At 62.3% G+C, this 25798-nt stretch carries 11 protein-coding genes and 12 pseudogenes; 5 read left to right on the forward strand and 18 right to left on the reverse strand.

Annotated elements, in window-relative coordinates; all coding sequences use genetic code 11:
• Nucleotides 1-7: 7 nt before the first annotated feature.
• From ACZZZP_RS16035 to ACZZZP_RS16065, 7 genes and pseudogenes are all read right to left on the reverse strand, one after another.
• Nucleotides 8-748, reverse strand: a complete 741-nt coding sequence (locus tag ACZZZP_RS16035; protein WP_463536957.1) for a CHASE2 domain-containing protein — start codon at nucleotides 746-748, stop codon at nucleotides 8-10.
• Nucleotides 747-1196, reverse strand: a pseudogene (locus ACZZZP_RS16040) (CHASE2 domain-containing protein); the annotation flags it as partial. The pseudogene ACZZZP_RS16040 and the gene ACZZZP_RS16035, both read right to left, overlap by 2 nt.
• Nucleotides 1197-1220: 24 nt before the next feature.
• Nucleotides 1221-2060, reverse strand: a pseudogene (locus tag ACZZZP_RS16045) (aldo/keto reductase).
• Nucleotides 2061-2285: 225 nt separating this feature from the next.
• A pseudogene (locus ACZZZP_RS16050) lies at nucleotides 2286-2417 on the reverse strand (VOC family protein); the annotation flags it as partial.
• A gap of 56 nt (nucleotides 2418-2473) precedes the next feature.
• A pseudogene (locus ACZZZP_RS16055) lies at nucleotides 2474-2587 on the reverse strand (VOC family protein); the annotation flags it as partial.
• Between the two features lie 14 nt (nucleotides 2588-2601).
• On the reverse strand, nucleotides 2602-3036 hold the full coding sequence (locus ACZZZP_RS16060; protein ID WP_463536702.1) for a methyltransferase domain-containing protein: 435 nt from the start codon (nucleotides 3034-3036) through the stop codon (nucleotides 2602-2604).
• Entirely contained in the window at nucleotides 3014-3322 is a 309-nt protein-coding gene (locus ACZZZP_RS16065; protein ID WP_463536703.1) for a class I SAM-dependent methyltransferase, read from the reverse strand. The genes ACZZZP_RS16060 and ACZZZP_RS16065 overlap by 23 nt, the downstream gene beginning before the upstream one ends.
• A 122-nt stretch (nucleotides 3323-3444) precedes the next feature.
• Between ACZZZP_RS16065 and ACZZZP_RS16070 the strand changes: the two are divergent.
• The 3 pseudogenes from ACZZZP_RS16070 to ACZZZP_RS16080 all read left to right on the forward strand — a co-directional run bounded on the left by ACZZZP_RS16070 (nucleotide 3445) and on the right by ACZZZP_RS16080 (nucleotide 7505).
• Nucleotides 3445-6626: pseudogene (locus ACZZZP_RS16070) on the forward strand (transglycosylase domain-containing protein).
• Nucleotides 6627-6725: 99 nt separating this feature from the next.
• Nucleotides 6726-7138, forward strand: a pseudogene (locus ACZZZP_RS16075) (hypothetical protein); the annotation flags it as partial.
• 38 nt (nucleotides 7139-7176) lie between these two features.
• A pseudogene (locus ACZZZP_RS16080) lies at nucleotides 7177-7505 on the forward strand (YnfA family protein).
• A gap of 34 nt (nucleotides 7506-7539) precedes the next feature.
• On the opposite strand, the gene ACZZZP_RS16085 reads toward ACZZZP_RS16080, so the two are convergent.
• The 5 genes and pseudogenes from ACZZZP_RS16085 to ACZZZP_RS16105 form a co-directional block, all read right to left on the reverse strand.
• Nucleotides 7540-7770, reverse strand: coding sequence for a YheU family protein (locus tag ACZZZP_RS16085; protein ID WP_122493806.1), 231 nt, complete (start codon nucleotides 7768-7770; stop codon nucleotides 7540-7542).
• A gap of 50 nt (nucleotides 7771-7820) precedes the next feature.
• Nucleotides 7821-10598: pseudogene (locus ACZZZP_RS16090) on the reverse strand (hybrid sensor histidine kinase/response regulator).
• 100 nt (nucleotides 10599-10698) lie between these two features.
• Nucleotides 10699-11875, reverse strand: a pseudogene (locus ACZZZP_RS16095) (osmoprotectant NAGGN system M42 family peptidase).
• Between the two features lie 123 nt (nucleotides 11876-11998).
• Nucleotides 11999-13742, reverse strand: a pseudogene (gene ngg, locus ACZZZP_RS16100) (N-acetylglutaminylglutamine synthetase).
• Nucleotides 13743-13799: 57 nt separating this feature from the next.
• Nucleotides 13800-15417 (reverse strand): annotated as a pseudogene (locus ACZZZP_RS16105) (N-acetylglutaminylglutamine amidotransferase).
• On the opposite strand from ACZZZP_RS16105, the gene ACZZZP_RS16110 reads away from it, so the two are divergent.
• Nucleotides 15298-15543: a hypothetical protein gene (locus ACZZZP_RS16110; RefSeq protein ID WP_463537001.1), complete on the forward strand. Its 246-nt coding sequence runs from the start codon at nucleotides 15298-15300 to the stop codon at nucleotides 15541-15543. The pseudogene ACZZZP_RS16105 and the gene ACZZZP_RS16110 overlap by 120 nt on opposite strands.
• Before the next feature lie 288 nt (nucleotides 15544-15831).
• Here ACZZZP_RS16110 and putP read toward each other — a convergent pair whose 3' ends face one another.
• The 6 genes and pseudogenes from putP to ACZZZP_RS16140 form a co-directional block, all read right to left on the reverse strand.
• Nucleotides 15832-17319 carry a sodium/proline symporter PutP gene (gene putP / locus ACZZZP_RS16115; RefSeq protein ID WP_463383441.1) on the reverse strand — a complete coding sequence of 496 codons (1488 nt, stop codon included), beginning with the start codon at nucleotides 17317-17319 and terminating at the stop codon, nucleotides 15832-15834.
• A 449-nt stretch (nucleotides 17320-17768) separates the two neighbouring features.
• Nucleotides 17769-18188 (reverse strand): group I truncated hemoglobin, encoded by a 420-nt coding sequence (locus ACZZZP_RS16120; RefSeq protein WP_463383442.1) that lies wholly within the window; start codon nucleotides 18186-18188, stop codon nucleotides 17769-17771.
• A 1-nt stretch (nucleotide 18189) separates the two neighbouring features.
• Nucleotides 18190-19056 (reverse strand): DUF3034 family protein, encoded by an 867-nt coding sequence (locus tag ACZZZP_RS16125; protein ID WP_463383443.1) that lies wholly within the window; start codon nucleotides 19054-19056, stop codon nucleotides 18190-18192.
• Nucleotides 19057-19076: 20 nt separating this feature from the next.
• A pseudogene (locus ACZZZP_RS16130) lies at nucleotides 19077-21446 on the reverse strand (putative bifunctional diguanylate cyclase/phosphodiesterase).
• On the reverse strand, nucleotides 21430-22074 hold the full coding sequence (locus ACZZZP_RS16135) for a methylamine utilization protein (protein ID WP_463384731.1): 645 nt from the start codon (nucleotides 22072-22074) through the stop codon (nucleotides 21430-21432). Before ACZZZP_RS16135 ends, ACZZZP_RS16130 begins: the two are co-directional and overlap by 17 nt.
• Nucleotides 22075-22378: 304 nt before the next feature.
• Entirely contained in the window at nucleotides 22379-23131 is a 753-nt protein-coding gene (locus ACZZZP_RS16140; protein WP_122493815.1) for an AraC family transcriptional regulator, read from the reverse strand.
• 275 nt (nucleotides 23132-23406) lie between these two features.
• Here ACZZZP_RS16140 and lon point away from each other — a divergent pair, with 275 nt between their 5' ends.
• Nucleotides 23407-25770 (forward strand): endopeptidase La, encoded by a 2364-nt coding sequence (gene lon / locus ACZZZP_RS16145; protein ID WP_122494726.1) that lies wholly within the window; start codon nucleotides 23407-23409, stop codon nucleotides 25768-25770.
• Nucleotides 25771-25798: the final 28 nt, after the last annotated feature.

Genomic DNA, 25798 nt, shown 5'->3' on the forward strand with positions numbered 1-25798 from the left:
GAACAAATCAAGCAGCACGCGATGCTCGCTGAAGGCGTACCAACTGGCGCCGTTTGCAGCGCCGATCAGCAGCGCCGTCCGGCACGGCCGCCACCAGCGCGGGCAGGCGCAGCGCCAACAGCGCCACCAGCACGCTGCCGACGAGCACCAGCACCAGCGCTTCGACCGCCACCGCCCAGCCCGGCCGCTGTAAAAACTCGCCGCTGAGAATTTGCTCCAGCGCCTGCGCGTGGACTTCAACGCCAGGAATGATGCCGCCCAATGGACTGAAGCGCAGGTCTTGCAGGCCCTGGGCGGAGGTGCCGATCAGGGCAATGCTGCCGGCCAAACCTTCTGGCGCCTGCCCGGCCAGCACTTGCCAGACGGGGATGGTCCGCGCCGCTTGCGGCTCGGTGAAGTGCACCCAGAATTCGCCGCGCCGGTTGGTGGGATTTACGCGGCCGATGTCGATTTGTTCAATACCCGCCTCGCCGGCCCGCACTCGGTACATGCCCGCCCGCTGCGCCACGCGCAAAGCTTCGGCCACCAGCGACGGTCGTACTTGCTCGCCCAGCGCCAGTAGCAGCGGCACTTTGCGCACCACGCCGTCGGTGTCGGGCTCGAACGTCAGCGCGCCCGTACCGGCCGCCGCTTGTTCCAGTGTCGGCAAGGCGCGCACGGCCGAGGCGTAACTGGGCAGAAACGCCAGCGGCGGTTGCCCGGCAGTCACCAGGCCAAAGCGGCTCAGGGAGTAATTCACCGCCAGCACCGCGGCGCTCGGTAGCAAAGCCGAGCACCACGTTGCGAGCGGTCAGCGCGTTGGCCAGTTGCGCATCGTGATCGGGCAAGGCTTGCAGCTGGCTGATCAGCCCATCGTCCAGGCTCTGGTCTTTCAACAGCGACGCCGGCGAGGTGCGGTCCGGCTCGGCAAACAGCACGTCGAACACAATCGCCGCCGTGCCCGCCTCATGCAGCTTGGTCACCAACTCGGCCACCCGCGTGCGTGGCCACGGCCATTGGCCCAGGCGCGCCAGGCTGGCTTCGTCGATATCGATAATGCGCACGGGCGCGTTGTTATACGCGCGCGGCTGCCGGCGCTGGTATTGGTCGAACACGGCGTTGTACGGCGGATTTTGCACGAACGGCTTGACGCCGTCCACCAGCACCGCCGCGCTGAGCGCTACGGCAATTGCGCAACTAAATAGGCTGAGCGTCACACCTCGGCGCTAGAGCATTAGGCGTTACACCATGGCCAGGGGTTGCTTGCGCGTCGGCGGCGGGAACACGCCGTCAAGCAGGCGCAGGTCGGCGGCGTCCAGGGTCAGCTCAAGGGCAGCGGCGTTGGCGCGCACGTGGCTGGGCGTCACCGCTTTGGGGAATCGCCATCACGCCGCCCTGCTGCACCAGCCAGGCCAGGGCCACCTGCGCCGCGCCGACACCACGGCGCTCGGCGATCTGGTTCAGCGTCACATCAGCCAACATCCGGCCGCCCTGCCCAATCGGGCAATAGGCCATAGAGCGGCATGTGCTGCTGCTGACACCAAGGCAGCAAATCAAAACCGGCACCACGTTGCTCCAGGCTGTAGAGCACTTGGTTGGCGGCGGCGCAATCGCTGTTGCATCCGGATCGAGCATGTCGTCAGAGGTCGAAGTTGGACCACGCCCCAGTCGCGGATTTTGCGCTTGCTCACGCAAACGCTCGAATGCCTCGACGGTTTTCTTCCAGCGGGTGCTGACCGCGCCAGTGCAGTAAGTAGAGGTCGAGGGTGTCGGTGCGCAGGCGCTTCAGGCTGCGTTCGCAGGCTTCGATGGCACCACGGCTTGTGCTGGCGTTGTGCGGGTACACTTCTACTGAGCCAGATACACCCTGATCGCGAATGCCTTGCAGGGCATCACCCACCACGTTTTCCGCGCCACCTTCGCCGTACATTTCAGCGGTGTCGATCAGGCGCATGCCCAATTCCACGCCCAGGCGCAGGGCGTCCACTTCGGCCTTGTGTTCGCTGGCGCGCTCGCTTATGCGCCAGGTGCCGTGGCCAATGGCCCGGAAGGGTTTGGTTGGCGAGTTGAACGGTGTGCATGGGGCGTTCCATTTCCTTATCCAATTTTTTGTTCTGTTTTTCGTAGGAGCCAGCTTGCTGGCCAATCCCTGGAAACCAACAGCTTCGCCAGCAAGCTGGCTCCTGCAAGGCGGAGTGCGATGGAGCGGCGCTTTCCACTTCGGCATAGCCGTCGCCGTTCCATTGCATCAGGCAGAAGCCATGGCCGAACGGGTCGGCAAAGGTGGCGATGCTGCACCAGGCTTCGTGGCGGATCGGCGTTTCGTTTTTCGCCCCGGCGGCGATGGCGCGTTCGTAGGCGGCGGCCAGGTCATCGACCACGATGTCGACGTGCACTGGCGTCCAGTGCGCTGGTACTGGCGCGCGGCGCCTTTGCACGGTTGGCTGCCGGTAGGGTTGGCGAGCAGGTAGATCGGCGCGGGGCCACCCGGCAGCTCCGCCACCTGGCCGTCGAACAGGTAGCGCTTGAGGTGCACGCCGAACGCTTGGGTGTAAAAGGCGATACCCGCTTCGAGGTCGGGAACGTCGATGTTAAGCAGTAGATTCATGGAGGCATCCGTGGCTAGCTCGGTTGACGTGGGCTCGACTTATCTGGGCTCAGGATCGGAGCCCGGATTTCAGTAAGAGCAGCAGCGACACCGGGTTGTTCACTTTCCGGATGCAGCGGCTCTTGCAGCCACTGCAAGCGCCAGTCTGTTTCGGCCAGCAGCGTCGCATACGACTCCAGGGTGCGGAAGAACCACGGCATGGGTTCGGCAAAGCCCTCGCCAAACCCTTCGAAATGCTCGACGCGCCAACCGTCCTGGTACTGCCCTTCGCCCGCGAACTCCACGAGGTGGATGGTTTGAATCAGCAACACGCCGCCCGGTGCGATCAGGCTGTGCAAGGCATTCAGCACCGGTGCCAGCGGTTCGTCGAGCAAGGCGAAGTTGCACACCAGCACATCGAACTTGCCCAGCAGCGGCGCCTGCGCTTCAAGGTCGGCGTAACCGCACACGCGGGTATTGCCCGGAACAAATGGCCCGCGCTGTTTCGATCAGCGGCACCGAAGCATCCACGCCCACGGCTTCGATGCCATGGGCCATCAAGCCGCGACACAACCAGCCTTCGCCGCAGCCGATGTCCAGCACGCGCTTGGGCTCGCAGGCCAAAATGGCGCGCACGATGGCGGCGTCGGTAACCAGCCGTCGGCTTTCAATGCGTTGTTCGCGCACGGCGGCAGTCCAGGCGTCGGCGTTGGCCTGCCAGCTGAAATTGAGCTGTTCTCGATGATCGCGTTGCATGGTGGCGCTCGAAGAAAAAGAGAAAAAACACGCGCGGAAACGTTAACCGCATTTTGCTGCCGACAACAGCGTCTACGCTGTCACCCATGCAGAGCAACGCAGAGCCAAGGCCAATATTGAGCATGGGCGCATTGTGGCAATCGAACAGTAATTCGGCTGAGCAAACGGTGCCCGGCCTGACTTCTTCTCCTTTGCCCAACGCAAAACGCCCGCCACCCGCTCCCCTTGGCGCCGGGCGGTGCGGCGAACCTTCTGGTTAACGCTGTTGTTGCTGGTGGTCGCTGGCGCCTGGCTGGTCTACGAAGAAACCACCACCGCCCGGTTTCAATCCCGCGAACTGAGCCGCTACGCCGCCACGCTCACCTATGAATTGGCTGAAGGCCCGAGCAACGCCATCCGCTACCCCGAATACGGCCCGTTCGACAAACGCCTGGGCTACGCCCTATTTGCCAGACATGCTGGAGCGCCTGCAAAAACGCGATTACCTCATCCAGCAGCAAGCGCGCTTTTCGCCCGCCTTGATGGAATACAGCCGCCACGGCCTTTTATTCCCTACCCCGAAAAACTGCAAAGCGGCCTCGCCATCGCCGACTGCCGAGGCGCGCCGCTGTACAGCTTCACCTACCCGCAACAGCTGTACGCCCACTTCAACGACATTCCGCCCTTGATGGTCAACAGCCTGCTGTTCATCGAAAACCGCTACCTGCTCGACCCGCAGCAGCCGCTGAGCAACCCGGCTGTGGACTGGCCTCGGTTCGTGATGGCAGCCATCACCCAGGTCGGCAAAAAGCTCGACGTTCAAGGCCAGTCCGCCGGCGGCAGCACGTTGGCCACGCAACTGGAAAAGTACCGCCACTCCCCCGATGGCCTGACCCTCTCGGCGTCGACAGGCTCAAGCAAATGGCCTCGGCCAGCGTGCGCGCCTACCAGAACAGACCGCAGACATTACCTGCGCGGCAAAACATTGTGCGCGACTACCTCAACAGCGTGCCGCTGTCGGCAGCGCCGGGGTATGGCGAGGTGCATGGCATGGCCGATGGCCTGCGGGTTTGGTATGGCGCCGACTTCGCCGAGGTGAACCGCCTGCTGAGCGATGCCAGCGCCGATGTGGCGCAACGCGGTCTGGCCTCTGCGTCAGGTGCTGTCGCTGATGATCGCCCAGCGCCGCCCTTCTTATTACCTGGCCCAGGGCCACAGCCAGTTGGCGGCCCTGACCGACAGCCACATCCCGCAGTTTGGCCAGTGGCGGCGTTGTCGACCCGGCCCTGCGCGATACTGCCTTGGCCAGCACCGCCACCTGGCGCGACCTCAACGCCCAGCCCGGCGTACAGGTGGTGGAAAGCAACAAAGGCATCAGCGTGGCGCGCAGCCGCTTGCTCGAGCCTGCTGAATAAGCCGCTGTGACGCCTCTTCGACCGCCTCGACCTCGCCGCCACCACGACCCTTAACGGTCAACTGCAGCAAGCCGCCAGCGATTATTTGCAGCGCTTGGCCGATCCCGCGTTCGCCGCCCAGGCGGGGCGCTTGGCGACCGCCATGCTGACCGCGCAAACCACGCAAGCAGTGCGCTACAGCTTCACCCTCTTCGAGCGCACGCCGGACGGTTCACGGGTGCGGGTGCAAACCGACAGCACCGACCAGCCGTTCGACATCAACGAGGGCAGCAAGCTGGAATTGGGCTCCACGGCCAAGCTGCGGGTACTGACCACCTATTTGGAAATCATCGACGAACTGCACCGCCGCTTCGTCGGCCAAACCCTGGCGCAGCTGCGCAAGGTCGAGGTGCCAGGCGCAGGATTACCTCACGCGCTGGGCCGTCGATTACCTGGCGGCGGGCAACGACCCCAGCCTCAGTGCCATGCTCGACGCCGCCCTGGAGCGGCGTTATTCGGCAACCCTGGCAGACGGTTTTTCACCGGCGGCGGGCTGCACCACTAACAACTTCGCCGCAGAGACAACGGCCGTATCCCGACCATGCGCGAGTCGCTGCAAGAGTCGATCAACCTGCCGTTCATTCGCCTGATGCGCGACGTGGTGCGCTACAGCACCTACCAAGCCAGCAACAGCAGCGCGCAATTGCTTAAAGACGACCACGACCCGCGCCGCCAAGATTACCTGCGGCGGTTTGCCGACCACGAGGCACGGTGTTTTTGCTGCGCTTCTGGCGCAAGTACCAGCGCAAGAACGCCACGGAACGGCTCGACACCTTTTCTCGACGGCATGCACCCCACCGCGTCGCGCTTGGCGGCGGTGCACCGTTACCTGATGCCGGATGTCGACGAAGCCACCTTTGGCACGTTTATCAACGCGCACCTGGTGGCCGAAGAAATCGGGCCGGCACGCGTTCACGAGCTGTATGAAAAATACGGCCCCGGCGCCTACAGCCTGCCCGACCAAGGCTATATCGCCCGCGTGCACCCGCTGGAACTGTGGCTGCTCGGCTACCTGCTGCAACACCCGCAGGCCAGCTTCAACGAAGCGGTGACCGCCAGTAACAGCCAGCGCCAGGAAGTGTATGGCTGGCTGTTCAAAAGTCGGCACAAACGCGCGCGCGACAGCCGCATTCGCATCATGTTGGAGGTTGAAGCGTTTCTGGACATCCACCAGCGCTGGCAGCGCGTCGGCTACCCGTTCGACCACCTGGTGCCGTCGCTTGCCACCGCCATCGGTAGTTCGGGTGATCGCCCCGCTGCGTTGGCGGAACTGATGGGCATCATCCTCAACGACGGCATTCGCCAGCCCACCGTGCGCATCGACGGCCTGCACTTTGCCGCAGGCACGCCGCGAAGCGCAACTAGCACCAACCCCGATCAAGGCAAGCGCGTGCTCTCCAGCGAGGTGGCGACGGCTTTGCGCGGCGCCCTGGCGCAGGTGGTGGCCAAGGGCACCGCACGGCGCTTGAACGGCAGTTTCACTCTGGACGACAGCAGCGCCATGACCCTGGGCGGCAAAACCGGCACGGGCGACAACCGCATCGAAAGCGTCGGCGCGGGCGGGCGCATTCTCAGTTCGCGCTCGCTGAACCGCACCGCCACGTTTGTGTTTTACCTGGGCGACAACCACTTCGGCACGCTCACTGCGTTCGTGCCCGGGCGGGCGGCGGAAGGCTTCGCTTTACCTCGGCGTGCCGGTGCAAGTGCTCAAAAGCATGGCGCCCACGCCAACCGTATTTGCGCGCGGGCACGCAGTGTGTGGCGAGCCCGACGCAGGGCGGAAGGTTTGGGTGGATTCAAAATCATCGCGGCTAAAGCCGCTCCTACAGGTTTCGTGTTCTGTGAGAGCGGCTGGGCGGCATTGCGATTAGCCGCGATGCTCTTAGGCCCCAAGCATTTGTCGCTGCCCCTGACACTGACCCGCTGGTAATATCTGCGGCGCCCTATTCCCTGCTGTCTGGAGTACCCGCTTGGAGTCTGAATCCATCGTCTATGGCTGCATCCGCGACTGGCCGTCGACGGATCCAGAGTAGGCGCGTGTGCGTCGTGCGATCAACAGGCGTGAACTGCGAGCCCTGCCCAGCGGCGATGCCTGGCCGTTTATTGGCCGCGACATGTTTTCGTTTTGCCCCACAGCTCGGCGAAGGCTTGTACCAGACGCAAGTCATCCATTTCGGCGCCAGCTACCGGGCCATCGAATACGAATGGAGTTTGTGGGTCGAGCAGTTCGGCGCTGCTCAAGCGCTTGTACTGGGGCAGCGCAGTGGTACACCTGGAAACCGAGCTGAGCGGCAGCCGCACCTTTCGCTGGGAATCGGAACAGGGCTTTCACAGCCCGCAAGACAGCGGCGGCCTGCTGGTTCGCTGCGCCTGGGAACGCGAAAGCGCGTTGCACAGCTATCTCGCCAAGGCCGCATCTGCATGCTCAATTACCTGTGGTTCTTCCTCGCCGCGCTGTTTGAAATTGCCGGCTGCTACGCCTTTGGTCGTGGCTGCGCTGGGAAAGCGCCTGGTGGATTGCGCCGGGGCTTATCAGCCTGGTGCTGTTTGCGTTACTGCTCACCCGCGTGGAAGCGGCGTATGCCAGGCGCGCCTATGCCGCGTATGGCGGCATCTACATGGTGGCGTCGTTGTTCTGGTTGGGTGTGGTGGAGCGGGCGCAGCCGCTGAGCACCGATTGGATCGGCGCGGCGTTTTGCGTGGTGGGCGCGTTGATTATCTTGTTGGGGCCGCGCGCGATTCCGTCCTGAATTGCATTCTGTAAAAAGCTGAATGTGGTTTCGCTCACTCTTCCAACCATTCCTTCGGCACGTCGCGCTTCATGGCGAGCTGGCACTGTTCACTTTCCACGTCGAAAACAATCACCGCCTCGCCTTTGTCCAGGGCGCGGCGCACGCGGGCGACGCGGGTGTCGAGTGGGGTTTCGTCGCCGTTGTCGGTGCCGTCACGGGTGACGAAATCTTCGATCAGGCGTGTGAGTGTCTCGGGTTCAAGCATTTCTTGCGGGATCAACATGGCACTTCTCCAGAAAGCCCGGCGATGTTAACCCACTCCACGCCGTCCCATTAAGACGGCGAAATTTCTTCGCTGGCTGGGGTTTGCTCTCTGGCGACCAGGAAACGATCAAGGGTGTCGTACAGCACCTGACAGTCCAACGGTTTGCTCAGGAAGTCGTCCATGCCCACCTGGGCGCCATGCTCGCGGTGCTCGTCGAGGATATGCGCGGTGAGCGCAACAATGGGCACGGCGCGCAGGTTTTGTTGCTTCTCCAGCCGACGGATTTGCCGCGTGGCTTCGAAGCCGTCCATTTCCGGCATTTCACAGTCCATCAAGACCAAATCAACGGCGCTGGGGTCGCGGCTGTAGTCTTTGACGGCTTCAACCCCATTGGCGACCACGCGCACCACGTAGCCGCGCTTTTTCAGCAGGCCCTGCACCACCAGTTGATTCACCGGGTTGTCTTCCACCACCAGAATGCAGGCGCTATTGCCCGTTTGCTCGTCACGCGGCGGGCGGTGTTCGCTGCGCCGTTCCTGGTAAAACTCCAGCAGTGCTTCCGCGCAGCGGCGTAATGGCTAACGGTTGGGCGAGGTTGAGCAAGCGCGGGCCGTTGCTCGGCGGCAACAGCTGGCATTGTTCGGGCGGGCACAGCAGCAGAATGCGTTGGCCCTTTTCCAGGCGCGGGCGCAGGGCGTCGAGCCAATGCACAACGCTGCCGGGCCACGGCGCCATCCAGAATGAGCAACGGCGTGACGGCAAAGTCATCCAGATAAGCCTGCAGCTTTTCCGGGTTCTGGCAGCGTTCGGTGCGCATGCCCCAGCGCTCCAGCAAGCGACTCAGGGCATCAAGGCCAAGGCCGTCTAGGGAAGTGATCAGCGCGGTTTTGCCTTTCAACAGTTGGCGCAGTCGGTCGTCGTTGCGCTCACCTTCTTGCAGGGCGATATCGAATGCCAGGCGCGTGCCCTGCCCCGGCGTGCTTTGCACTTCAATCGTGCCACCCATCATTTCCACCAGCTCTTTGCTGATGGCCAGGCCCAGGCCGCTGCCGCCGTAACGGCGCGTGGTGCTGGAGTCGCCTTGGGAGAACGATTCGAACAATTGCGTTTGTGCATCGCCGGAAATACCGATGCCGCTGTCGCTCACGGCGAAGATCGGGTGCGGATCGCCCAGCAGGCTGTTATTGCGCCGGCACACGCTGACGGCCACATGCCCTTGGGCGGTGAACTTCAGCGAATTGCTCAGTAGGTTCATTAGCACCTGTTTCAGCCGAGTGGGGTCGCCTTTGATGCGCTGCGGCACGCCAGTTTCCAGGCTCACGTACAGGCGCAGGTTTTTCTCCAGCGCCTGGGCGGTGAACAGGGTCAGGGTGTCCGAAATCAGCACTTCGAGATCGAACTCGATGTTTTCCAGGCTCAGCTTGCCGGACTCGATTCGCGCGTAGTCGAGGATGTCGTTGATCACCCGCCATCAGCGAGCTGCCGGAGCTGGCGATGGTGTCGACGTAAAAGCGTTGGCTGCGGTCCAGCGAGGTGCCCTTGAGCAGTTGCAACATGCCCAAAACGCCGTTGAGCGGCGTGCGAATTTCGTGGCTCATCTTGGCCAGGAAACGGCTCTTGGCCTGGTTTTCAATTTCCGACTTGGCCGCCGCCTGGCGCGAACGGAAGCCTTCTTCTTGTGAGCAGGTTGATGCGGTCGGCCAGGCCGATGGAAAGCGTGATCAACTCGATGGTGACGCCCACCTTGACCATCGTGCCGCCATAAATGCCGAAGATTTCGATGCCCAGCGAGCCGCTGGTGGCGACGATAAACGAGGTCAGCAAAATGCCCCACGCCAGAATGTAGTACGAGCCGTAGCGCAGGCCTTGGCGCCAGATGTACACGCCGCTGACCAACAAAATAAACGACACCGACAGCACCGTGAGGCTGGCCAGAATGTTCCAGGCTTGCAGGCCGATCACCGCCACCGAGGCCATGCAACACAAAATCAGCGCCATCAGGTATTGCAGGCCACGGTCCAGCCGGGGCGAGAACTGCGCGGTGTGCAGGAAGTGACGGCTGAACTGAGTGGCGCTGAAGCTGTGCAGGAACATCAGCACATAGATGCTCACCGATTGCAGCTCGATCAGGTTGGGCATCAGCTTGAACAACATGCCGTCGAAACTGGCGGCGAACAGACCGATGTTGAGGTTGTAAACCAGGTACCAGAAGTACGCCCGTTCGCGCAGGGAAAAGAACAGGAACAGGTTGTAGCAGAACATCGCGAACAGCACGCCGTAGAAGGCGCCGTTCACGCCCATGAGGTTTTCCTGAGCGGCGGCGCTGGCGCTGTAGGTGCTGAAAAACATCGGCACGAACAACGTGCTGGTGCTTTCAATACGCAGAATTACCGTGCTCTCGCCCTGCGGCAGAGCCATGGGAACCAGAAATTGCGCACCTGCACCGGGCGCTGGGAGAAGGCAAAACGATCACCGCTTTCCTGGATCGCCACCTTGCCGTCAGCGGTTTTGAGGAAGAGTTGAATATGGTCGAGCAGCGGATAGTTGATTTCCAGATAGCCCGCCAGATCGTGCGGGCGGCTATTCAGCAAGCGAACCTTGAACCACCACACCGAGGCGTTTTTGCCGACATTAACGTGGTCGCTGCGGGCGCCGGTGAATTCCTCGTCGGGAATGGCCAGAACCTGCTCAAGGCTGAGAATGCCTTTGGGATCTTCGATATAGCCCACATAAGGCGACAGCGACAGGCGCAGGTCGTCCTGATTAAGCGGGGCAAGCGTACGTACGCTGGCCCAGGAGCCTCCAGCGAACAGGCACAGCAGCAAGACCAAACAAACACGAGGCATCCGTAAACCTCTGGCAAATTTCCGGCAGAGCTGTCAGTTCGCTCCACTCTTGTTTGTCTGGCACTTTGCCTCTATGCCGGCCGCCCTTCAAGTGTCGTTTTCACGCGTTCAACACGCTCTCTACCGTTGGCACCCGGGTGTCGCTTTCCATCTGCGCATCGTGCTCGATCTGGTGGCTGAAATTCTCCAGCGACTGGCCGCCCGGCTTGGCATCGCTGGCAAATACCGGCGGGCTCAAGATGTAGGCGCTGAGCAAACGACTGAGGCCCGCCAGGCTGTCGATATGGGTACGTTCGTAGCCGTGGGTCGCGTCACAGCCAAAGGCTAGCAGAGCCGTGCGGGTGTCGTGGCCCGCCGCAACGGCCGATTGCGCATCGCTGTGGTAGTAGCGAAACAGGTCGCGGCGCACCGGCACTTCGTTTTTTTCCGCCAGGCGCAGCGGGTGGCGCGACAAGTGATAGTCGTACGGCCCGCCGGAATCCTGCATGGCCACGCTGACGGTGTGCTCGCTGGATTGTTGCCCCGGCGCTACCGGCGCGATGTCGATGCCGACGAACTCGCTCACATCCCAGTGCAACGCCCCGGCCGCCCCCGAGCCCACTTCCTCGGTGATGGTGAACAGCGGGTGGCAGTCTATGGCCGGCTCGATGCCGCTTTCGACCAACCCTTTGAGCGCGGTGAGCAAGGCGGCGGTGCCGGCTTTATCGTCCAGATGGCGGGCGCTGATATGGCCGCTCTCGGTGAACTCGGGCAGCGGATCGAAGGCCACGAAGTCACCCACATTAATGCCCAGCGACTCGCAGTCCGCGCGGGTGCTGCTGTAAGCATCCAGGCGCAATTCAACGTGGTCCCAACTGATCGGCATCTGGTCGATGGCCGTGTTGAACGCGTGCCCGGGAGGCCATCAGCGGCAACACGCTGCCACGGAATACGCCGGTTTCAGTAAACACGCTAACGCGGCTGCCTTCGGCGAACCGGCTCGACCAGCAGCCCACTGGTGCCGGGCCCAAACGACCGTTGTCTTGCACTTGCCGAACAATGGCGCCGATGGTGTCCAGGTGAGTGGATACCGCGCGGTCGGGGCTGTTCTGCTTGCCCTTGATGGTGGCGCGAATGGTGCCTCGACGGGTCAGTTCGAACGGAATGCCGAGTTCTTCCAGGCGTTCGGCCACGTAGCGCACGATGGTGTCGGTGAAACCGGTGGGGCTGGGAATAGCGAGCATTTCCAGCAGCACGCGGCGCAGGTAGTCGAGGTCGGGTTCGGGGACTTTTTTCATTCAGGTCTCCTTCTATGAATGACGTCATTCCCGCCCAGGCGGGAATCCAGAATGGCAGGGTGTGACGCGAAGGCCGCGCCAACCCATTTGCTGAATCCCCGCGTGCGCGGGGACGACGGATGATCAGCCAGCGGTCTGGCTAAGCGGAAACAGCAGGTCGATCAAACCGTTCTGCCGTCGGCTGCGGTTGGTGGTTGGCCAGGCCGGCGCGCTCGTTCGCTTCGATAAACACGTACTCGGGCTGATCGGCTGCCGGCACCAGCAGGTCGAGGCCGACCACGGGAATATCCAGCGCCCGCGCCGCGCGTACGGCACGGCATCGGCGAGCACCGGATGAAGAATCTCGGTGACGTCTTCCAGAGTGCCGCCCGTGTGCAGGTTAGCTGTACGGCGTACCGCCAAGCGTTGGCCGGCGGGCAACACGCTGTCGTAGTCGAAACCGGCGGCGCGCAGGGTGCGGTGGGTTTCTTCATCCAGTGGAATACGGCTTTCACCGCCCGTGGCCGCTTGCCGACGGCGGCTTTGTGCTTCGATCAGAGCGCCGATGCTGTGGCGTCCATCACCAATCACCTCAGCCGGACGGCGGATAGCAGCGGCCACCACTTCAAAGCCGATCACCAGAATGCGCAGGTCGGCGCCTTCGTGGAAACTTTCCAGCAGCACGCGGTTATCGAACGCCTTGGCGCGCTTGATGGCGGCCTCGACTTCTTCGTCGCTGCGCAAGTCGATGGCCACACCCTTGCCCTGCTCGCCATCCACGGGCTTGACCACCACGCGGCCATGTTCGGCGAGAAAGTCGGCGTTCTCTTCAGGCTCGCCGGCCAACTGCTGGGCCGGCAACTCCAGGCCCACACGGCGCAAGGCGCGGTGGGTGAAGCACTTTGTCTTGGCACAGCGTCATGCTCACGGCGCTGGTCAAATCGCTCAGCGACTCGCGGCTGCTGAATGCGCCGCCCGCCCTGGCTGAGGGTGAACAGGCCAGCTTCGGCGTCGTCCACCTGCACCTCGATGCCGCGACGACGGGCTTCGTCGACGATGATCTTGGCGTACGGGTTTAGCTCCGCTTCCGGCCCAGGGCCTCAGAAACAGGGTTTCGTTGATGCCGTTCTTGCGCTTGAGCGTGAACGTGGCCAGGTCGCGGAAACCCAGCTTGGCGTACAAGCGCTTGGCTTGATGGTTGTCGTGCAGCACCGACAAGTCGAGGTAGCTCAGGCCCCGGCTCATAAAGTGCTCGATGAGGTGGCGCACCAGCACCTCGCCCACGCCGGTCGCGTGCAGCGCGGCGACACGGCCAGGCACCAGGAAGCGCAACCGTTGTCGGGGTCGTTGAAGGCTTTGCGATGATTGAGGCCCATCATGCCGCCGATAATCATGCCGCTGTCGGCGTCTTCGGCCAGCCAGTATTCCGGGCCGCCTTCCTCGCGCGGCGTCAGGCGCTCCGGGTCCACGGGCAACATGCCGCGTTCCTGATACAGATTGTTCAGCGCTTGCCAGTCTTCCACGCTCTGCGCGCGACGCACGTTGAACCCGCGAAAACCACGGCGCGCCTGGCGGTAGTCGGTGAACCACAGGCGCAACGTGTCCGAGGGTCAAGGAACGAACCCTGCGGCGCCTGCGCCAACACTTGATGCGGCGCCGACACGTACAACGCGATGTCACGTTCGCCGGGTTTTTCGTTCAGCAGATCGCTGGCCAGCAGTTCAGGCGTCGGGTAGGTGTGCCCGATCAGAATCCTTCCCCAGCCGCAATGCAGTGCCTGCGGCGGGTGCGGGTTCTGGTCACCATCTTCGGCAAAACGCGCCTGCAAGCGCTCATAGGACGGCGGTTGGCCGCGCAACAGGCGCTGGCTGTAGGCATAGCCTTTCATCAACAAAAATTCCCTTGCAAAACAGACCGTCTGAAAACCATCGAAAACACGGGCCCGTTACAGGCCCTGCTCGCTTAACCACAGGTTCAAGGCCGCCAACTGCCACAGCTTGGAGCCGCGCAACGGGGTGAGTTGGCCTTGGGGGTCGGTGAGTAATTGATCCAGCATGGTGGGGTTGAACAGGCCGCGATCCTGGCTGGGGTCCAGCAGCAGGTCGCGCACCCAACCGAGCGTGTTGCCTTCCAAATGCTTGAGGCCCGGCACGGGAAATAGCCCTTCGGCCGATCAATAACGGCTGCGGGAATCACCAAACGAGGCTGCCTCCTTGAGCACCTGCTTGCCGCCATCGGGCAACTTGAAGCGCCCGGGATGCGCGCCGACAGTTCCACCAGGCGGTAATCCAGAAACGGCGTACGCGCCTCCAAACCCCAGGCCATGGTCATGTTGTCCACGCGTTTGACCGGGTCGTCGACCAGCATCACCGTGCTGTCCAGACGCAGCGCTTTGTCTACAGCAGCCTCAGCGCCGGGGCGCTGGAAGTGCTCGCGCACGTAATCGCCGGCGCGGTCGCCCGTCAGCCAGGCGGGTTGCACGGTGTCGCGGTATTCGTCGTAGGTGCGGTCCAGAAAGGCCGCGCGATAAGCGGCATACGGGTCGGCCGCACCGTCCACCAGCGGGTACCAGTGGTAACCGGCGAACAGCTCATCGGCGCCCTGCCCGCTCTGCACCACCTTGCAGTGCTTGGCCACTTCGCGGGACAGCAGATAGAAGGCGATGCAGTCATGGCTGACCATCGGCTCGCTCATGGCGCGGAAGGCGGCCGGCAGTTGCTCGATGATCTCGCGCTCGTCAATGCGCAGCTGGTGATGGCGGGTGCCGTAGTGCTGGGCGATCAGGTCGGAATATTGAAATTCGTCGCCGCGCTCGCCGCCGGCGTCCTGGAAACCAATCGAGAAGGTCGACAGGTTTTCCGCCCACTTCACGCAGCAGGCCCACCAGCAAGCTGGAATCGACGCCACCCGAAGCAGCACGCCCACATCCACGGCCGCGCGTTGGCGAATGGCCACGGCTTCGCGCAGGCTGTCCAGCGTCAGGTCGCGCCATTCCGTCAGGCCGTAGCCCTGTTCGTCTGCAGCGGCGCCGTAGTTCAGGGTCCACCAGGTTTGCTGGGTGGTTTTACCGTTGGCGTCGATACGCAGCCAGGTGGCGGGCGGCAGCTTGCTGACGTTGGCCAGCAGCGTGCGCGGCGCCGGCACCACGGCGTGGAAGTTCAGGTAGTGGTTGAGGGCGACCGGGTCGAGGGTTTTGTCGATATCGCCTCCTTGCAGCAAGGCCGGCAAGGTGGAGGCAAAACGCAGGCGCTCGGCGGTGTGCGACAGGTACAGCGGCTTGATGCCCAGACGGTCGCGGGCGATGAAGAGCTCGCGCTTGTCGCGCTCCCAGATGGCGAAGGCAAACATGCCGTTGAGCTTGGGCAGCAGATCGGCGCCCCACGCGTGGTAGCCCTTGAGCAACACCTCGGTGTCGCCGTCGAGAAAAACTGATAGCCCAGCGCTTGCAGCTCGGTGCGCAGCTCCGGGTAGTTGTAAATGGCACCGTTGAAGACCATCGACAAGCCCAGTTGGCTGTCGATCATCGGCTGACCGGAGGCTTCCTCCAGGTCCATGATTTTCAGCCGCCGGTGGCCCAACGCGATCGAACCCTGGCTATGAAAGCCGTGGGCATCGGGGCCTCGCGGGGCGAGGTGATGGGTAATGCGCTCGACCGCTGCGAGGTCGGCGGGGCGATTGTTGAAACGTAACTCTCCAGATATTCCGCACATAGTCCTTACCGGGTTTCCGTTGGGGATGAAGGGGGCGCGCTTTCACTGCGCTACTGAAGCAGACCGGCTTAGGGCCTGAGAGTTTTAGATAAATGTGTTCTAAGTTGCTGATGGGCGCGGGGATTCAAAACGGCATTTGTGGCGTTACGAATATCGGCGTCCTAGCGGCGAGCCTGGATTCCCGCCTGCGCGGGAATGACGATTTACTGAAATTCAGGCAAAAAAAACCGGCTCACTAGGAGCCGGCAAAAAGCACTAAAAACGTAATCAGGCGTCCTGATATTCCTGCTCGGCCTTATCGAAGCGCGCCAACATAGTCGGCGTCGGGCCATGGCCAATCTTGCTGAACACCAGAATGGCGATGGAGGCGAAGATAAAGCCCGGAATGATTTCGTACAGGCCCAGATCGTTGAGGAAGTTTTTCCACAGGATCACGGTCAGGGCACCGACCAACATGCCGGCGAGCGCGCCGTTGCGGGTCATGTTTTTCCAGGTCAGGGAAATCAGCACCACTGGCCCGAACGCCGCGCCGAAGCCGGCCCAAGCGTAGGAAACCAGGCCCAATACTTTGCTTTCCGGGTTAGCCGCGATGGCGATGGCCACGATGGCAACCAGCAGCACCATGGCGCGGCCGACCCAGACCAGCTCCACTTGCGAGGCGTTTTTACGCAGGAAGGATTTGTAGAAGTCTTCGGTCAGGGCGCTGGAGCACACCAGCAATTGGCAGCTCAAGGTGCTCATCACCGCAGCCAGAATGGCCGACAGCAGCACACCGGCCACCCACGGGTTGAAGAGGATTTTCGCCAGTTCGATAAACACGCGCTCCGGGTTCTCGGTGACGGCGCCAGCGACTTCCGGGTGCGCCGAGAAGTAAGCGATACCGAAGAAGCCCACGGCGACCGCGCCGCCCAGGCACAGCACCATCCAGGTCATGGAAATACGACGGGCCGTGGCAATCGACTTCACCGAGTCAGCGGCCATGAAGCGCGCCAGAATGTGCGGCTGACCGAAATAGCCCAGGCCCCAGCCCATCAGCGAAATCACGCCGATAAAGCTCGCGCCTTTGAGCATGTCGAAGCTGGTGGAGTCTTTCAGCTCAATGGCGGCGAAGGTGGGGTCGATACCGCCGGTAGCCAGCATGACCACGATGGGCGTGAGGATCAGGGCGAAGATCATCAGCGACGCCTGCACGGTGTCCGTCCAGCTCACTGCCAGGAAACCACCGATGAAGGTGTAAGCAATGGTCGCCACAGCACCGGCCCACAGCGCCGTTTCGTAGCTCATGCCGAATGTGCTTTCAAACAGCCGCGCACCGGCTACCACGCCCGAAGCGCAATAGATGGTGAAGAACAGCAGAATGACCAGCGCCGAGAAAATGCGCAGCACCTTGCTGGTGTCTTCGAAACGGTTGGTGAAGTAGTCCGGCAGGGTCAGGGCGTTGCCGTTGTGCTCGGTTTGCACGCGCAGACGACCAGCCACGAACAGCCAGTTGAGGTAGGCACCGATGATCAGGCCGATGGCGATCCAGCTTTCCGACAGGCCGGACATGTACACCGCGCCTGGCAGGCCCATGAGCAGCCAGCCGGACATGTCCGAAGCACCGGCGGACAACGCCGTAACGAAACTGCCGAGGCTACGGCCGCCGAGAATGTAGTCGGAGAGGTTTTTGGTACGCAGGTAGGCGAACAGGCCGATCATGACCATGGCGGCGATGTACACCACAAAGGTGATCAGCATGGGAGTGCTGGCAGTCATAAGAAAGGTCTCTCTTATTTGTTGTTATGCGAAAGCTGGGGATAGCCCGCCTTCGGCGTTGGTTTTTTCAATTGCTGTAAAACCCGATGGCGCTTGTGGCGCCTGTCGCAAACATCGCACGGGCCAGGCCCGGCGATGAAAACCAGTACGGCATCCGTCCGTAGGAAACGCTCGACGCTTTATTGGGTTTAGTGCAAGCCCCCGGGCAATGTGAACATTCGGACAGTAGGGGCGGAAAAGCGGAGCACGGAATGTAGAGGCTTAGTGCGACGGGGTTCTTATTAAAAACTCTGGAGTTTTTGTTGAAAACTCCGGGGGCGGGAACTTCGGCTAATGATGATGCGATGCCCTGTAGGAGCTAGCTGGCTAGCGAACCCTGCAAACCTCGGCGACCAGCGTTTCCAGGGTTCGCGACCAAGGTCGCTCCTATAAAAACGTCTCCTTGGCCCCTACCGCTCAATCACCTGCCCGCGCATCGCGGCCAGCCGCGCCAGCAACCGATTCTGCGCCCGCTGCGGCACGCCCTCTTTGGCCATGGCGTCTTGCAGGTCTTCAACCAGGGCGTTGAAGTCGCTGCGGGTCAGGTTCTGGCCTTTGTGGCTTTCTTCCATGGTGTCGCCGGTGTAACTGCAGGGGCCGCCGGCTTGCACGCAGAACTGCTCGACCAACTTGTCGCGCAGGCGCTCGATATCGACGTTGGCGAAATGCTCAACGATGCGCGGGTCTTTGGCAATGTTGAGCAACATGCCTTCGACGATGCGAGTAATGCCTTCGCGCTCACCCAGCTCCCGGTAGAGGCTGTCATCGGTGGGCGGTTGCTGGGCGCAGGCGGCGAGCAGCACCAGCATCAGGCTGAGTAGCAGGCGCATGCTAAAAGCTCCCCTGGATGGACAAGTAAGCGCCGTCCTGGTTGTCCAGCGTGGCGATCTCGCCCAAGCGGGCGTAGGCCAGCACCACGGAAAGGTGCTTGTTGGGGAAGTAACCGATAAACACGTCTGCCCAATCGCTTTCGCCGGCAAAGGACAGGTTGTCGGGCTTCTCACGGTATTCCACGCCCAGCGCCCAGCGGGGGTTGAACAGCACCGCGACCGATCCTTCTTTAAGCACGCTGCGCTCATCGCGCCGGTCACCGCCAAAGCCCAGCAAGCCCAACTCGTTCGCCCGGCTGTAGCGCAGGCCGCCGTTAACCAGCAGGTTGTAGCCAAACGCGCCGCCGAGGAACAGGCGACTGGCGGTGATATAGCCTTCGGTGTCTTCGTCGCGGGCGGCGCCAACCAGGCTGGGCACCAGAAAGTCTTTCTGCCGTTTGTGTTCGATGCCCAGGGAAACCTGCGGCAACTGGTCGTACATCAGGTCGCCGAACAGGCGAACCTTAAGGCCGAAGATGTCTTGGCTCAGGGTGTTTTCCGGCAGGTTCAGGTCGCGCGCCAACGTGCCGAGATCAAAGCGTTGACGGGCGTAGGAGAGCTCGATGCGGTTGCCGTACGACACCGCGCCGCCCGCTACATCGAGCCGGTAGTCGCCGGTTTCCACGCGGGTGACAAAGGCATTGCCGCCCCACTCGCCCTGCTCGCCATAGCCGGCCAGCACGGCCCAGGGCGTAATGCCGCCGCCGGCCGCGCCGTCGATGCTGCTGGCACCGCCGGTGGCGAGCAGGCGGCCGTTGTCGGCCAGCACCAGACTGGTGCCGAATGTCAGGCTGAGCCCCAGGGTCAGCGCGCTCACGGTTTTAATCATTGGCTCATCCCTGTGCAGATCTAATGCGCCATCGCCAGGTTGGCGTGTAACGGCTGTGCGACCCAGGCCTCGAACGCGCTGGCCGTGAGCGGCCGGCTGATGAGATAGCCCTGGGCGGTGTCGCACTTCCATTTTTGCAGCAGGCGCAGGCTGCGCTCGAATTCGACGCCTTCGGCCACCACTTTCAGGCCCAGGCTGTGGCTCATTTCGATGGTGGAACGAACGATCACCGAGTCTTCGCTGGCATCGTCCAGTTCGCGCACAAACGATTGGTCGATCTTCAATTCCTGTACGGGCATGCGTTTGAGCTGGGCAAGCGAGGAATAGCCGGTGCCGAAATCGTCGACCGACAAGCTGATGCCGCAGGCGCGCAGGCTGTGCAGCACTTTCAGGGCAATGTCGGGGTTGGCCATGACGGCGCTTTCGGTGATTTCGAAAATCAGTTGCTCGGCCGGTACCGCGTAATGCGCCAGCAAACGGCTGACACGGGTGGCCAGGCCGATGTCGTGCAGGTCTTCAGCGGAAATGTTTAACGACATCAACACCCGCAGCCCGCGCTGGTTCCATTCCCGCAGTTGCCGCAGCACGTCTTCGATTACCCAGGCGGTAAGGCCCTGAATACTGCCGGTGCGCTCGGCCAGCGGAATGAACTCGCCTGGCGAAACCATGCCGTATTGCGGATGCTGCCACCGCAACAGCGCTTCGGCTTGGCGCACATGGCCCTCTTTGATGTTGAGCTTGGGCTGGTAATGCAGCACCAGCTCGCCGGCTTCGGCCGCTCGGCGCAAGTCGCGGATCAGGGTGATCTGGCGCTCGTGGTCGTCTTCGCGGCCGTGCTGGTACAGCTGCAAGCGGCCCGGCGCGGTGGCGGCGTCGCGCATGGCGAGGTTGGCGCGGCGCAGCAGCTCGTCGGGCGTGGCGCCATCGTCCGGGTAAACGGCGATGCCAATGGCGCAATCGAGGGCAATGTCATGGCTGCCGACCCGCAAGGGCTTGATCAGCAACTGCTGCAACTGGTCGGCGGTGGCCACGGCGCTGTCGCGGTCGCTGCCATCGACCATCAACAGGAACTCATCGGCTAATAGCCGCGCCAGGCTGTCGCCCGGGCGCAGCACCGCTTGCAGACGGCGGCTGACTTGTTGCAAGGCGAGGTCGCTGCCGCCGGCACCGCAGGTTTCGTTGACCGAACGGATATTGCCGATGCCCAGGTTCAGCAACGCCACCGGGCGCTCGGCGGTAATCGAACTGCCAAGCCGCTCGATGGCCAGGGTGCGATTGGGCAAGCCGGTCAGGCCGTCGTGCAAGGCGTTGTAGGCGAGTTGCCGTTCGCGCTCGGCGAGGTCGGTCTGCATTTGCTGAAAGGTTTTGGCCAGCACACCCAGCTCATCGCTGCGGTGCAAATCCAGGGTGCCCTGGTAGTCCCCCTGCCCGACTCGCTCGGCCACCCGCGCCAGCTCACGAACCGGACGTGAAATGCTGCGCGCCAATAACAAGGCGCCGGCCAGCGAGGCAATAAGCGCACAGACCGCAATCAGCAGCACGCGCTGATCCAGCGGCTTGAAGGCGACCAGCGCCTGATCCAGCGAACTGTGTAAAAACGCTTGCACTTGGTAGTGGCTGCCGGTGGCCAGCACCAGTTGCTCGTTCAGGTACCGCTGCCCGGAAAACTCGAATTCCTTCAGCGTGGTGGTGCGTTCCAGCTGCAGGTTCGAGGACATCATTTCGGTTTCCTGCGCCGCACTCAGCGTGCTGATCAGGCGGCCGGGGGAACCGTCTTCAATGGCCAGGAACGACACGTCGAGGTTGGTCAGCGCGCGCAGCTCAGCCGCCAGCGCTTCGTCCATGCGAAAGCCCATGACCACACGGGCGATCGGAATGGGCGCGAGAATCTGGGTTTCAACCAATAGATGCGGCTCGTGGTTGATCGACACGATTAGCGCCGACTGCCCATTACGCCGCGCCTCGGCCAGTTCGGTGGCGTAGCGAAACAGCGCGCCTTCGGGAAACGGATCTGGGCCGGCGCTGCCAGGCTGCTGGCGGTGGCCGTGATGGTGCCGTCGAGGCCGAGCAGCAGCACTTCAGTGGCATCGATGCGGCCACCATGATTGGCCAGCACAGAGCGGATGGTGGCGTTATCGCCGCTGGCCACTGCGTCTTTGAAGCCGAAGTCGGAGGACAGCACCTGCACCGCGTCACGAATTTGCCGGCTGCGCATGTCCATCAAACGCTCGAACACCCGCACGCCCACTTCAAGCTGTTCCCCAGCCTGTTTTTTTAACCGCTTCGGCGGTGGCCACTTTTACGGCGAAGTACAGCGTGCCGATCACCACCAACAACAGCAGGATCAGGACACCGGCAATGCGCGATTGGAAGCTATTGCTGAGTTTCACTCGCTGCCTTCTTGAATGCGTTGCCAAATGCCGACGGCTTGGGTGCTGGCGCGGGCACCGAAGTATCCGCCGCCGCGCCCACGTTTATCGCGTATTGCTGAGTGCTGCCAGCGTCGCCGAGGGTCAGTTCGCCGCCCTTTTGCGGCAATAGATCGGGCGCTTTCGGGTGCCAGAGCGTGACATTGTAATGGCCGGCAGGCAGGTCGAGGCGCACCTTGCCGGCGGCGTCGCTGGCGGCAAACCAGGGGTCATCGGTGACATAGATGTAGCCGATCATCCAGTCGTGAATGTTGCAGCCCAGCACCACCACGCCCGGTTTGTCGAAGGTAATCGGCTCGGACGGCGTGCCTTCGTACAACCGCAGCTCGAAGCGCTTGGCCGGCGAGAACGAATAGACGTGGTGGCGAATGTTGTCGCTGTTGGGGAAGGTAACTTTGGTACTGGTGTGAACCGCGAGCACCGATGGCGCGAACTGTTTTTGCACCTGATCCATGATCGCCGTCTGGGCCGGTAAGGCCGCATCGGTAGGGCCTTGCAGCGTGATCACCGCGCCTTCGAGCGGTTTGCCCTGCGCATCCACAAAGCTGGCTTGAAACGGCGCCGCGCCGACCGAGCAACTGGTGAACACCACACACACTGCGGCGAGTGACAGCCATGACGAACACCTGCGAACAACCTGGGCCAAGCGACGCGATTCGGGCATAGCTACTACCTTGTGTGTGTGGCCTTGAAGTCTGAGGCGATACGGCGGTTTAGAGCGCTTTACCCCGTCACCATCAACGCGCTGACCAGCAGCCTAACGGAGTTACACGAGAACTTCACCTGCAAAAAAGCGGCAATGTGCCACCACCACAGAAAGGCGTCAGCCGGCGGCCGCATGTAGGAAATATAGACGGGAAATGGGCGAGGCCCAGTATTGCTGGCAATCAGCGCTACGGCTCGCCGCGCAGACGTTTCGGCGTGAGGCCCAAATAGCGGCGCATGGCGGTGGTGAGCGCGCTCTGGCTGGAGAAACCGCACTCTTCGGCGATGCGAATCAGCGGCAGGCTGCTTTCACGCAACAAGCGCGAGGCGCGGTCGAGGCGAATTTTCAGCAGGTACTGGTGCGGCGTGAGGCCGAGGCTGTCTTTGAACTGCGCGTGGAAATGGCTGGGGCTCAAGCACGCGACGTGGGCCAGTTCCGCCACGCTGATGCGCCGGGCCAGGTGTTGGTCGATATAGGCGTCGAGCCGCTCGACGTTCAACGGGCCGGGCGCCCGCTCGTTGCGCTCGCCAAACAGCCGCACGTGCAAGGCGCGCAGCAGCACACCACTCAAGGAGCGCGCCAACTGCGTATCGCTGCCATAGCGCGCCAGTTCGGCGCCGGCGTAGCTGAGCAGGTTTTGGAAGTCGGCATCCAGCGCGGGGTAACGCGGCATGTCGAACAGACGGGCGAGCAGTTCCAGGTCGTCGGCGGAACTACCCTGTTCATCCAGATCAATGATCAACATGCGGTTGTCGCCGACGCCGGCGAACTGATGCTCGGCATCGCCCGGCACCAGGCACGCGCGCATCCGGCACACCTCACCGCCACGCCCGTTCACCTCGAATTCCGCACGGCCAGCCAGCGACAACACCAGTTGATGGTGGTCGTGAGCGTGTTCATGGGTTTGGTCGTCGAGACGGAGCAGGCGAGCTTCAAGCATGGCGCAAGGCGGGTCGAAATGAGGCGCGCATGGTACGTGAACGGGCCATTTTTCCCAGCCGCAACCGACGGGTGAATGCCACGCAAGCTGGCTTTTTCCGGGGCCTGCAGCAACTTATGGGTGCGCTGCCCAGGCGCAAAATCGAGCCGCTTCGCTTGTCAATCAACGCGCGCCATTGAATTAGTTACCCGTCCGACCCATCTACCTAGTCATGTAGTGATCACAGGTGCCGCATGAACGACCACGTTACTGATATCGACGACGACGAAACGCAAATGCCCGAGGGCCTGCACCTTCCCCACGCCCTGGCGTTGCCCAACGTGCGCCCGCCTGAACGGCTTTACGTTATTCCTATTCATAACCGCCCGTTCTTCCCGGCCCAGGTGTTGCCGGTGATCGTCAACGAAGAACACTGGACCGAAACGCTGGAGCTGGTCGGCAAAACCGACCACCACAGCCTGGCGCTGTTCTACGTCGACGAACCGGTGACCGACCCGCGCCATTTCAATACCGACAGCCTTCCCGAGCACGGCACGCTGGTGAAAATTCACCAGGCCAGCCGCGTCGACGGCAAGCTGCAATTCGTAGCCCAAGGCATGCAACGGGTGAAGATTCGCGGCTGGCTGAAACGGCATCGTCCGCCCTACTTGGCGGAAGTGGAGTACCCACCGAGTGCCGATGACCGCCGCGATGAGGTGAAGGCGTATGGCATGGCGCTGATCAACGCGATCAAAGAATTGCTGCCGCTCAACCCGCTGTACAGCGAAGAGTTGAAGAACTACCTGAACCGCTTCAGCCCTAACCAGCCATCGCCGCTCACCGACTTTGCCGCCGCGCTTACCACCGCCACGCCTAAAGAGCTGCAAGATGTGCTCGACACCGTGCCCGTACTGGAACGCATGGAAAAAGTGCTGCCGATGCTGCGCAAGGAAGTGGAAGTGGCGCGCCTGCAAAGCGAACTGTCGGCTGAGGTGAACCGCACCATTGGCGAGCATCAGCGCGAGTTCTTCCTCAAGGAGCAGCTCAAGCTGATTCAGCAGGAGCTGGGGCTGACCAAAGACGACCGCAGCGCCGACCTGGAACAATTCGAGCAGCGCCTGGAAGGCAAAACCCTGCCGGAGCAGGCGAAAAAGCGCATTGAGGAAGAGCTGAACAAACTGTCGATTTTGGAAACCGGCTCACCGGAATATGCGGTGACGCGCAATTACCTCGACTGGGCGACCAACATTCCCTGGGGCGTACACGGCAAAGACAAGCTCGACTTGCAACACGCCAAGCAGGTGCTCGACGCCCAGCATTCCGGGCTGGATGACATTAAAGAGCGGATTCTCGAGTTTCTCGCCGTTGGTGCGTTCAAGGGCGAGATTTCCGGCTCCATCGTCTTGCTCGTCGGGCCGCCGGGCGTGGGCAAAACCAGTATCGGCAAATCTATCGCCGAAACCCTGGGGCGTCCGTTCTACCGCTTCAGCGTCGGCGGCATGCGCGACGAAGCAGAAATCAAAGGCCATCGCCGCACCTACATCGGCGCCCTGCCCGGCAAATTGGTGCAGGCCTTGAAAGACGTCGAAGTGATGAACCCGGTGATCATGCTCGACGAAATCGACAAGCTCGGCGCCAGCCACCAAGGCGACCCGGCCTCGGCGCTGCTGGAAACCCTGGACCCGGAGCAGAACGCCGAATTCCTCGACCACTACCTGGACCTGCGCCTGGACTTGTCCAAGGTGCTGTTCGTGTGCACCGCCAATACCTTGGATTCCATCCCCGGGCCGTTGCTCGACCGGATGGAAGTCATTCGCCTGGCCGGCTATATCGCCGAAGAAAAATTTGCCATCGCCAAACGCCACCTGTGGCCCAAGCAATTGGAAAAGGCCGGCGTACCCAAACACCGCCTGAGCATCAGCGACAACGCGCTCAAGGCAGTGATTGAAGGCTATGCCCGCGAGGCCGGGGTTCGGCAGTTGGAAAAACAGCTGGGCAAAGTGGTGCGCAAGGCTGTGGTGAAACTGCTCGGCGACCCAGACAGCAAGCTGAAAATCGGCCCGAAAGATTTGGAAGGCTACTTGGGGATGCCGTTGTTTCGCCGCGAGCAACTGTTGGCGGGCGTTGGCGTTATCACCGGCCTGGCCTGGACCAGCATGGGCGGCGCCACCTTGCCGATTGAAGCGACGCGCATTCACACGCTCAACCGCGGCTTCAAGCTGACCGGCCAACTGGGCGAAGTGATGAAAGAGTCGGCCGAGATTGCGTACAGCTACGTCAGTTCGCACCTGAAGGAATTTCGTGGCGACCCGACCTTCTTCGACCAAGCTTTCGTTCACCTGCACGTGCCGGAAGGCGCTACGCCAAAGGATGGCCCCAGCGCCGGCGTGACCATGGCCAGCGCCCTGCTCTCGCTCGCGCGCAACCAGGCGCCGAAAAAAGGCGTGGCCATGACCGGCGAGCTGACCCTGACCGGCCATGTACTGCCCATCGGCGGCGTACGCGAAAAAGTGATCGCCGCGCGGCGCCAGAAAATCTACGAGCTGATTCTTCCGGAAGCCAACCGGGGCGACTTCACCGAATTGCCGGAGTATTTGAAAGAAGGCATCACCGTGCACTTCGCCAAGCGCTTTACCGATGTGGCGAAGGTGCTTTTCTAAACAACTGCACGTTTGGAGTGCACGGATA

It is taken from the genome of Pseudomonas sp. AC211 (genome assembly GCF_979258055.1).

Coding starts and splice junctions, on each gene's coding strand:
- ACZZZP_RS16085 (WP_122493806.1), bottom strand. CDS start 7,770: ATGTTGATCCCGCAAGAAATGCTTGAACCCGAGACACTCACACGCCTG.
- ACZZZP_RS16125 (WP_463383443.1), bottom strand. CDS start 19,056: ATGATTAAAACCGTGAGCGCGCTGACCCTGGGGCTCAGCCTGACATTC.
- ACZZZP_RS16065 (WP_463536703.1), bottom strand. CDS start 3,322: ATGCAACGCGATCATCGAGAACAGCTCAATTTCAGCTGGCAGGCCAAC.
- ACZZZP_RS16120 (WP_463383442.1), bottom strand. CDS start 18,188: ATGCGCCTGCTACTCAGCCTGATGCTGGTGCTGCTCGCCGCCTGCGCC.
- ACZZZP_RS16140 (WP_122493815.1), bottom strand. CDS start 23,131: ATGCTTGAAGCTCGCCTGCTCCGTCTCGACGACCAAACCCATGAACAC.
- lon (WP_122494726.1), top strand. CDS start 23,407: ATGCCCGAGGGCCTGCACCTTCCCCACGCCCTGGCGTTGCCCAACGTG.
- putP (WP_463383441.1), bottom strand. CDS start 17,319: ATGACTGCCAGCACTCCCATGCTGATCACCTTTGTGGTGTACATCGCC.